Annotated in this window: 9 protein-coding genes; all 9 read left to right on the plus strand. The window is 65.4% G+C overall.

Translation table 11 applies throughout. The features are described from left to right. The coding region (gene narH / locus ACQKQA_RS28320) for a nitrate reductase subunit beta (RefSeq protein ID WP_427564521.1) at window positions 1-1089 on the plus strand (1089 nt) is incomplete at its 5' end. A 2-nt stretch (window positions 1090-1091) separates the two neighbouring features. Further along, window positions 1092-1847 carry a nitrate reductase molybdenum cofactor assembly chaperone gene (gene narJ, locus ACQKQA_RS28325; protein ID WP_427564522.1) on the plus strand — a complete coding sequence of 252 codons (756 nt, stop codon included), beginning with the start codon at window positions 1092-1094 and terminating at the stop codon, window positions 1845-1847. After that, window positions 1840-2520 (plus strand): respiratory nitrate reductase subunit gamma, encoded by a 681-nt coding sequence (gene narI / locus ACQKQA_RS28330; protein WP_427564523.1) that lies wholly within the window; start codon window positions 1840-1842, stop codon window positions 2518-2520. The genes narJ and narI overlap by 8 nt, the downstream gene beginning before the upstream one ends. 10 nt (window positions 2521-2530) lie before the next feature. Then, window positions 2531-3514, plus strand: coding sequence for a peptidylprolyl isomerase (locus ACQKQA_RS28335; protein WP_427564524.1), 984 nt, complete (start codon window positions 2531-2533; stop codon window positions 3512-3514). Between the two features lie 22 nt (window positions 3515-3536). After that, the gene (moaA, locus tag ACQKQA_RS28340) at window positions 3537-4529 is read left to right on the plus strand and encodes a GTP 3',8-cyclase MoaA (RefSeq protein WP_427564525.1); all 993 of its coding nucleotides are present in this window, start codon (window positions 3537-3539) and stop codon (window positions 4527-4529) included. Between the two features lie 1059 nt (window positions 4530-5588). Then, window positions 5589-7601, plus strand: coding sequence for a ribonucleoside triphosphate reductase (locus ACQKQA_RS28345; RefSeq protein WP_427564526.1), 2013 nt, complete (start codon window positions 5589-5591; stop codon window positions 7599-7601). 32 nt (window positions 7602-7633) lie between these two features. Further along, window positions 7634-7801, plus strand: a complete 168-nt coding sequence (gene nrdD / locus ACQKQA_RS28350) for an anaerobic ribonucleoside-triphosphate reductase (RefSeq protein ID WP_427564527.1) — start codon at window positions 7634-7636, stop codon at window positions 7799-7801. Next, window positions 7798-8493, plus strand: a complete 696-nt coding sequence (locus ACQKQA_RS28355; RefSeq protein ID WP_427564528.1) for an anaerobic ribonucleoside-triphosphate reductase activating protein — start codon at window positions 7798-7800, stop codon at window positions 8491-8493. The genes nrdD and ACQKQA_RS28355 overlap by 4 nt, the downstream gene beginning before the upstream one ends. 863 nt (window positions 8494-9356) lie before the next feature. Then, window positions 9357-9881: hypothetical protein (locus ACQKQA_RS28360; protein ID WP_427564529.1), on the plus strand; the 525-nt coding region annotated here is incomplete at its 3' end.

Genomic DNA, 9881 nt, shown 5'->3' on the forward strand with positions numbered 1-9881 from the left:
TGTAGGCGTGACCTGGGTAACCGCACTGGGTCCGCTGAGTTTTGCTCTGGCAATGGCGAGTACGAAAACACCTTCATGATGTACCTGCCGCGCCTGTGCGAGCACTGCCTGAACCCGGCGTGCGCGGCGTCCTGCCCGAGCGGGGCGATCTACAAGCGCGAGGAAGACGGCATCGTCCTGATCGACCAGGAGAAGTGCCGCGGCTGGCGCATGTGCATCAGCGGCTGCCCGTACAAGAAGATCTATTTCAACTGGAAGAGCGGCAAGTCCGAGAAGTGCATCTTCTGCTACCCGCGCATCGAAGCCGGCATGCCCACCGTCTGCGCCGAAACCTGCGTCGGCCGCATCCGCTACCTCGGGGTGCTGCTGTATGACGCCGACCGCATCGCCGAGGTGGCGAGCACCGCCAACGAACAGGACCTGTACCAGAAGCAGCTGGAGATCTTCCTCGACCCTAACGACCCGGCCGTGATCCGCCAGGCCCTGGCGGACGGCGTGCCGCAGTCGGTGATCGACGCCGCGCAGCGCTCGCCGGTGTACAAGATGGCCGTCGACTGGCAGTTGGCGCTGCCGCTGCACCCGGAATACCGCACCTTGCCGATGGTCTGGTACGTGCCGCCGCTGTCGCCGATCCAGAACGCCGCGGCCGCGGGTACCGTGGGCATGAACGGGGTGATCCCGGATGTCGACAGCCTGCGCATTCCCCTGCGTTACCTGGCCAACCTGCTGACCGCCGGCGACGAGAAGCCGGTCAAGCGCGCCCTCAAGCGCCTGCTGGCGATGCGTGCCTACAAGCGTTCGCAGCAGGTGGAAGGGGTGCAGGACCTGCAGGTACTCAAGGACGCTGGCCTGAGCGTGAGCCAGGTCGAAGAGATGTACCGCTACCTGGCCATCGCCAACTACGAAGACCGCTACGTGGTGCCGAGCGCGCACCGCGAGGAAGCCATGAGCGACGCCTTCGCCGAGCGTTCCGGCTGCGGCTTCAGTTTCGGCAGCGGTTGCAGCGGCAGTTCCGACACCAACATGTTCGGGGCGAAGAAGGCCAACCGCCGCGACATCCTGAAAACCGTGCAGCTGTGGGAGGACTGAGCATGCGCATCCTGAAAGTGATTTCGCTGCTGCTCGACTACCCGAGCGCAACCCTGGTTGCGGGCCGCGACGAACTGGAGCAGGCGATCATCCAGGCTAGGGAAATCAGCCCGAAACAACGCGGCGCGCTGTTCGAGCTGCTGGAGCTGCTCTGCAACAACGACCTGATGGATGGCCAGGAGCACTACGGCGCGCTGTTCGGCCGCGGTCGTGCGCTGTCGCTGCTGCTGTTCGAGCATGTGCACGGCGAGTCCCGGGACCGCGGCCAGGCCATGGTCGACATGCTGGCGCAGTACGAGGCGGCGGGGTTCGCGATCGACGTCAAGGAGCTGCCGGACTACATCCCGCTGTACCTGGAGTTCCTCTCCACCCGCGACGACCTGGAGGCCCGGGAGGGCCTGGCCGATGTCGCGCACCTCTTGGCCTTGCTTGCCGCGCGCCTGGAGGAGCGCGAGAGCGCCTACGCCAGTTGCTTCCGCGCGCTGCTGCAGATCGCCGGCGAGGAGCCGCACCAGGCGGTGGCCGACCTGCGCGAGCAGGTGGCCGCGGAGCAGCGCGACGACTCCCTCGAAGCCCTGGACAAGGTCTGGGAAGAGGAGGCGGTGGACTTTCTCAAGGCCGAGCAGCAGGAACGTTGCAGCGCACTGCCGGGCGCGCCGGGCAAGGCCCGGGAAGAAAGCGCGGTACCGCTGCACTGGGTGGATTTTCAGCATCAGGGGCCGGCCGCCGCGCCGGCCGGGGAGGTGGGTAATGTCTAAGTGGAATCTGTTGGTGTTCGGGATCTATCCCTATGTGGCCCTGGCGGTCTGCCTGCTGGGCAGTTGGGCGCGCTTCGATCTCTCGCAGTACAGCTGGAAGGCCGGTTCCAGCCAGATGCTCAACCAGAGCGGGATGCGCGTGGCCAGCAACCTGTTCCATGTCGGCGTGCTGTTCGTGCTGGCCGGGCATTTCGTCGGCCTGCTGACCCCAGCCTCGGTCTACCACCATGTGATCAGCACCGAGCACAAGCAGTTGCTGGCGATGGTCTCCGGCGGCTTCTTCGGCCTGCTGTGCCTGATCGGCCTGCTGATGCTGCTCAAGCGGCGCCTGACCGACCCACGGGTACGCGCCGCCTCCAGCACCTCGGACATCCTGATCCTGCTGGTGCTGCTGGCGCAGTTGCTGCTGGGCCTTCTGACCATTGTCGCGTCCACCGCGCACATGGACGGCTCGGTGATGGTGATGCTCGCCGACTGGGCGCAGAACACCGTGATGTTGCGGCCGATGGACGCCGCGGCGGCGATCGCGCCGGTCGGCCTGACCTACAAGCTGCACGTGTTCCTCGGCCTGACCCTGTTCGTGCTGTTCCCCTTCACCCGCCTGGTGCATGTGGTCAGCGCTCCGGTCTGGTACCTGGGACGGCGTTATCAAATCGTGCGGCAGAAAATCTGAGGAGACGGTCATGTCTGGATGTGGATGCGGTGGTGGTAACGGTAGTGGCGGTTGCGCGGGTTCGACCCGGGAAGCGCCGGCGGTGCCCGAGAGCGGCAGCGAAATCGAGCAGGGCGGGGGCGGTGCGCAGGAATTCACGCCGCCCAGTCCACCCGAGGAGGAGCCGGCGGCCAGTGACGAGGCTCCGCTGCAACTGATCGCCAGCAGCGAGCAGGAGTGGCCGATCGTCAGCGTCAACCAGGTGGCGATCACCCCCCAGGCGCTGGCGCAGGAACTGCAATACCACCCGGCGGACAGCCGCGAGGAGGCGGTATACCTGGCGACCAAGGCCCTGGTGATCCGCGAGCTGTTGCAGCAGCGGGTCGCCGAGCTGGGCCTGGCCCTGGAGGTCGGCGCCGGCGAGAACGAGGAGGAGGCGGCGACTCGCCTGCTGCTGGAACGCGAGGTGCAGGTGCCCGAGTGCGACGAGGCCAGCTGCTGGCGCTACTACGACAACAACCGCGCGCGTTTCCACAGCGCGCCGTTGCTGGCGGTGCGGCACATCCTGCTCGAATGCGCGCCGGACGATGCCGGCGCGCGCAGCACCGCCCAGGTCCAGGCAGAGATCCTGCTGCAACGCCTGGACGAGCAGCCCGACAGCTTCGCCGAGTTGGCGCAGAAGTACTCGGCCTGCCCGTCGAAGGCCCAGGGCGGTTCCCTGGGGCAGATCAGCAAGGGCCAGACCGTGCCGGAGCTGGAGCGCCAGCTGTTCGGCCTGCCCCTGGGGCTGGCCGGCAAACCGCTGGAAAGCCGCTACGGCTGGCACGTGATCAGCGTCGACCAGCGGGTCGAAGGCCAGGCCTTGCCCTATGAGGCGGTGGCGACGGCGATCCGCAACCAGTTGCAACAGGGTGTTTGGCAAAAGGCGGTGGTGCAGTACCTGCAAACCCTGATCGGCGCCGCGGACATTCGCGGTATCCATCTGCAAGGCGCCGATTCGCCGCTGGTGCAGTGAACGGCTGGGGAAGGGGAAGGGCATGAACAAGGTGATGCAGGATGGGTTCGGCAGGCAGATCGACTATCTGCGGATGTCGGTGACGGACCGTTGCGATTTTCGCTGTGTGTACTGCATGGCGAAGAACATGACCTTCCTGCCGCGACAGCAGGTGCTGACCCTGGAGGAGTTGCAGCGCCTGGCGGCGCTGTTCGTCGGCCAGGGCGTGCGCAAGATCCGCCTGACCGGCGGCGAGCCGCTGATTCGCCCGGGCATCGTCGGGCTGTGCCGCAACATCGCCGCCTTGCCGGGCCTGCGCGAACTGGTGATGACCAGCAATGGCTCGCAACTGGCGCGCCTGGCCCGGCCGCTGGCGGAGGCCGGGGTCAAACGCATGAACATCAGCCTGGATAGCCTGGATGGCGAGAAGTTTCGCGCCATCACCCGCAACGGCGATCTCGACCAGGTGCTGCGCGGTATCGAGGCGGCGCGCGGCGCGGGGTTCGAGCGGGTCAAGCTCAACTGCGTGGTGATGAAGGGGCGCAATTTCGAGGAGGTGCCGCACCTGGTGCGGTACGCCATCGAGCAGCGCATCGACATCAGCTTTATCGAGGAAATGCCCCTGGGCGACGTCGGTCGCTCCCGGGGCGAGGCCTTCTGTTCCAGCGACGAGGTGCGGGCGTTGATCGCCAGCCAGCATGCCTTGCTCGACAGCACCGAGCACAGCGGCGGTCCGGCGCGCTATGTGCGGCTGGAGCGTCACCCCGAGACGCGGATCGGCTTTATCTCGCCCAACAGCCACAACTTCTGCGGCACCTGCAACCGGCTGCGGCTGACCGTTGAAGGCAAGCTGCTGCTGTGCCTGGGCCAGGACGACGCCCTGGACCTGCGTGGGCTGCTGCGCCGTTATCCGCTGGACGACCGGCCCTTGACCGACGCCTTGCACCAGGCGTTGCGGCGTAAGCCGTGGGGGCATGATTTCAATCCGCAGGGGACGGTGCAGGTGGTGAGGTTTATGAATATGAGTGGGGGGTGAGAATGTGTACATATCCGTTGCTGCGGTAACGGGTAGCTGATGCCGTTCACCCACATGGGGAACACAATGGTTCAAGCACATGGGTGACAGTTGACTGGTTCTGCTTCTGTAGGAGCGGCCGGTCGACGCTCGATTGCCCGCGATGACGGTGGTGGCTGCAGTGGTGATTTTGGACGGTGTACATATCCATTCCTGCGGTCACGGCGGCTTATGGTTCCGCCCTTACGGCGGGTCCCTTTTTACAAACGCCTAAAAAGGAACCAAAAACGCTTGCCCCTAGCGTACGGCCCTCGCTGCGCTCGGGTTCCCTCCCTCCGGTGTCCATCAGGGGGCATCGCCTCCGGTCGGCTTCGCTTCGACCTCCTCTCGATGTCCTCGACTTCGTCGAGGGGCGCTGCGCGCCTACCCCCTGATGAACACCTCCACTCGGCCTGCCGATGGGGCGGGTAAATCAAAAGCAAGATCAAAAGCCAAAGCCGCGCTTGGCGCGACCTCCCGGTCGGCGCATTTGTAGCCGCTGCCGAGCCCTGGCGAGGCTGCGATCGACCCCGCAGGGGGCGCAGGGATCTTGAGATCGCCGGAGGACCTTCGGTCCTATCGCAGCCTCGCTGCGCTCGGCAGCGGCTACAGGGAATGCGTTCTCAACCAGGCCGGCCGGTAGGCCGCCTCGGCTTTGTTTTTGATCTGAGCGCCCCGTTAACCACGATGGCCGAACGCAGGCATTGAGCCGTGGGTAACCCGGCAGGACGCCGGGTTAGCCGCACTGGGCCAGGGATGGCCCATTGCGGCGGCCCACGGATCAATGCCGGAGTGAGGGCATGCCGAGCCTAGGCGAGGCACCGAGTGGAGGGGCAAGAGCGTTTTGCTTACTTTTGCGCTTTTCAAAAGTGAGCCGCTGTAAGAGCGGAACCCTAAGTGGCCGTTACCGCAGAAACGGATATGTACACGCCCCAAAAAAACTTGACCACGATCAATGGCAATCCCCCCAACTCTCCGTAATCTCACATCATCTTGTGTCTCAAGATCTAAAAATACCTATATGTAGTATTGGGGGGTCAAATGCACAGCACGCTGATCAGGGGCGGCCACAACCGCCTGCACAAACGCGACGGCAGCCTGGTTGCCTTCGACGCGGACAAGATCCGCCAGGCGTTGATCGCCGCCGGCAAGGCCAGTGGCGACTACGCCGAGGCCGAAGCCGAAGGCTTGCTCGAGGCGGTACTGGCCCACCTGGAGCAGCATGCCCGGCTGCACGTGGAACAGATCCAGGACCGGGTCGAGCGGGTGCTGATGGATGCCGGTTTCTTCTGCGCCCTGCGCGCCTACATCGTCTACCGCGAACGGCACGGGCGCCTGCGCCGGGACCGCAAGACCCTGGTCGAGGTGGCGACCTCGATGAACGAATACCTCGACCGCGAGGACTGGCGGGTCCAGGCCAACGCCAACCAGGGCTACTCCCTGGGCGGGCTGGTGCTCAACGTGTCCGGCAAGGTCACCGCCAATTACTGGCTGGACGAGGTCTACAGCCAAGTCATCGGCCGCGCCCACCGCGAGGCCGACCTGCACATCCACGACCTCGACATGCTCGCCGGCTACTGCGCCGGCTGGTCCCTGCGCACCTTGCTCCATGAGGGGCTCAATGGCGTGCCGGGGCGGGTCGAGGCCGGGCCGCCCAAGCACCTGGGCAGCGCCCTGGGACAGATGGTGAACTTCCTCGGCACCCTGCAGAACGAATGGGCCGGGGCCCAGGCCTTCAGCTCGTTCGACACCTACCTCGCGCCCTATGTGCGCAAGGACCGCCTGAGCTACCCCGAGGTGCGCCAGGCGCTCCAGGAGTTCATCTACAACCTCAACGTGCCGTCGCGCTGGGGTACCCAGACGCCCTTTACCAACCTGACCTTCGACTGGGTGTGCCCGCAGGATTTGCGCGAGCAGATCCCGGTGATCGGCGGCGAGGAAATGCCTTTTGCCTACGGCGAGCTGCAAGCCGAGATGGACCTGCTCAACCGCGCCTATATCGAAGTGATGCAAGCCGGCGACGCCAAGGGCCGGGTATTCACCTTTCCGATCCCGACCTACAACATCACCCACGACTTTCCCTGGGACAGCGACAACGCCGAGCGCCTGTTCGAAATGACCGCGCGCTACGGCCTGCCGTATTTCCAGAACTTCCTCAACTCCGACATGCAGCCCAACCAGGTGCGCTCGATGTGCTGCCGCCTGCAACTGGACGTGCGCGAGCTGCTCAAGCGCGGCGGCGGGCTGTTCGGCTCGGCGGAGCAGACCGGCTCCCTGGGGGTGGTGACGATCAACTGCGCGCGCCTGGGCCATGTGTTCAAGGGCGATACCAGCGGCCTGCTGCAACGCCTGGACGCCCTGATGGAACTGGCGATGGAGAGCCTGGAGGTCAAGCGCAAGGTGATCCAGCACCATATGGACGCCGGCCTGTACCCCTACACCCGGCGCTACCTGGGCACCCTGCGCAATCACTTCTCCACCATCGGCCTCAATGGCCTGCACGAAATGCTGCGCAACTTCAGCGGCGACGAGGAGGGGATGCACACCGCGCAGGGGCGCCAGTTCGCCCTGGCCCTGCTGGACCATGTGCGCGCCACCCTGGTGCGCTTCCAGGAGGACACCGGCCACCTCTACAACCTCGAGGCGACGCCGGCGGAAGGCACCACTTACCGCTTCGCCAAGGAGGACCGCAAGCGTTACCCGGGCATCCTCCAGGCCGGCAGCCCTGAGGCGCCGTACTACACCAATTCCTCGCAGTTGCCCGTGGGCTACACCGACGATCCGTTCGAGGCCCTGGAGCTGCAGGACGCACTGCAATGCAAGTACACCGGCGGCACCGTGCTGCACCTGTACATGGCCGAGCGGATTTCCTCGGCCCAGGCCTGCAAGCAGCTGGTGCGCAAGGCCCTGGGGCGTTTCCGTCTGCCGTACCTGACCGTGACCCCGACCTTTTCCATCTGCCCGGTGCATGGCTACCTCGACGGCGAACACGAGTTCTGCCCCAAGTGCGACGAAGCCCTGTTGCAGGCCCAGCAGTCCGGCACCGCCCATTGACCTGCCTTCCCTCAACCGCAAGGAGTTCCACCATGAATGCACACGCCGCATTGCCACTGGCGCAACGTCAACGTTGTGAAGTCTGGACCCGGGTGATGGGCTATCACCGCCCGGTCTCGGCCTTCAACCCGGGCAAGCAGTCCGAGCACCGCGAGCGCCAGCACTTCACCGAACCGGCCGCCGCGGCAGGGCAGCCATGAGCCGAAAGCTGCGGGTCGGGGGCCTGGTGCCCCTGACCACCCTCGACTACCCGGGCCAGCTCGCCTGCGTGCTGTTCTGCCAGGGCTGCGCCTGGCGTTGCCGCTATTGCCATAACCCGCAGCTGATCCCGCCCCGGGGCAGCGAAGAGCTGGACTGGTGCCGGGTGCTGGGGTTTCTGCAACGGCGCCAGGACCTGCTGGACGCGGTGGTGTTCAGCGGTGGCGAGCCGACCTTGCAGGACGGCCTGCCCGGCGCCATGGAGGAGGTGCGGGCCATGGGCTTTCGCGTCGGCCTGCACAGCGCCGGGATCAAGCCCAAGGCCTTCGCCCGGGCCGTGGCCGGTGCCGACTGGGTCGGCTTCGACGTCAAGGGGCTGGCCGAAGACGTCCCGGCGATCACCGGGGTCGAGCGCAGCGGGGTGGCCAACTGGCGCAGCCTGGAGCACCTGCTGGCCAGCGGCGTCGACTACGAATGCCGCACCACCGTGCACTGGCAGCTGTTCGAGCCGGCGCGCCTGCTGCTCCTGGCCCAGCGCCTGCAGGCTTTCGGGGTCAAGCGTTTCGCCGTGCAACTGGTACGCACCGCGCGCATGCTCGACCCGCAGCTGTCGGACGCGCCGGTCCAGGTCATGGTGCCCGACCTGTGGCAGCACATCCGCGAGATGTTTCCGCAGTTCGTGTTGCGCGGCTAGGGCGGATCGCGCGCGCGGCTGGTCCAGAATCGACGTCGAGGTGACGGTTGCATTAACCTTGGCGCCTTTTTGGGCACCAAGGTCAATGCCATATCGCCGATGGCAGCGAAGCCCTCGGCGCTCTGTATGCCCTCCACGTCGAACGGCTCGGCGAGAGCCCTGGCTTCGATCCGGAGGGCCTGCTCGAGCAGCCGGCCTTGGTGCCATCGGAGGCTTTCTGCTGGTGTATGGATAACCCAAGCGATGAATTTCAAGTGCTACACAAGAACGATAACGGCCCTGTCGGTGCTACCCCTTTTTCTCACTGGATGCATAGGGGCGACGGTCTCGTTGCCAGAGCGAGAACCGACGCCATCGGCTGACCCGCAGGCTGATGCGGACAGCTCGAACACCACTCGAGCCTGGTGCGGGGTCACGTTATGGGCGGTCATCGTGCCCATTCCGTTGCAGCTTCCCGTCTGCACGCTCGAGAAGGGAAAACGCCTGACTTCAACCGTTCATGCCTGCGGTCCGTTGATGGTCCTGGGGCCCATCATGCATAGCTATGAAGGGAACGCGTTCTGTGGGCGCTTTCCGGGCTGAGGCGAACGTGCAGAGCTCCATCTGCCCATCGACGGCGGGCGGCCAGGCCCCGGGTGCCGCCTTCGATCCGGACGGCGATGCCAGCCACTCGCACCACTCCAAATCGTTCGTTGGCCAAGCCTACCTGGCTGTTCGAGTCGTGGCCGGGAACAGGGCCTACATGGCGCCAACGCTCCCGTTATTCGGATGAGCGAAATGCTCAAAAAAAGGACTGTCTGATTGTGTTACGGAGAAGTTGAACAATGAGTTGCAAATGTAGGGTGTCTGTCCAGGGATCTGACATGACGCGCCGAACGCGAAGCCGATACGGTGCTCTCTGCGCCGCCATCCTGTTGTCACTCTGTACCACCACTTGGGCTGCGGAGCCTAAGCAGGAACCTTCCTACATACTCTTGCTCAAGGCGCAGCGCCTGGACCGCGAGCAGTCCCTGGCGGCGGCCACGGTCGCGGCGCGGGTGGCGATGGAGGCGGGCCGCAGGGAGGGCGTCAACGGCATCAACGCGAGGCTGGATGGGGGCACGCTGCTGGTCAACCTGCTGTTCAAGCAGGGGCAGTACGCCCAGGCCCGCGCCGCCGCCGAAGAGCAGGTGGCGTATGAAGCCGCGTCGGCCTCGCTTTCCAAGGCGAAGCATTTTCGCGACTACCACGGCGCGAAGCTACTTGGCGTGGCCATCGAGGCCAGCATGCTGGCCGGTGAAAGGGCGCAGGTGACCCGTCTGCAGGAACAGCTCTTTGCCCTCGGCAACCCTTATTCCGGGCTATGGCGCCTGGCACCTGACGAGCCGCGCTTGCATTACGAGCTTGCC

Source organism: Pseudomonas sp. NPDC089530 (assembly GCF_050280705.1).
Taxonomy (GTDB): Bacteria; Pseudomonadota; Gammaproteobacteria; order Pseudomonadales; family Pseudomonadaceae; genus Aquipseudomonas.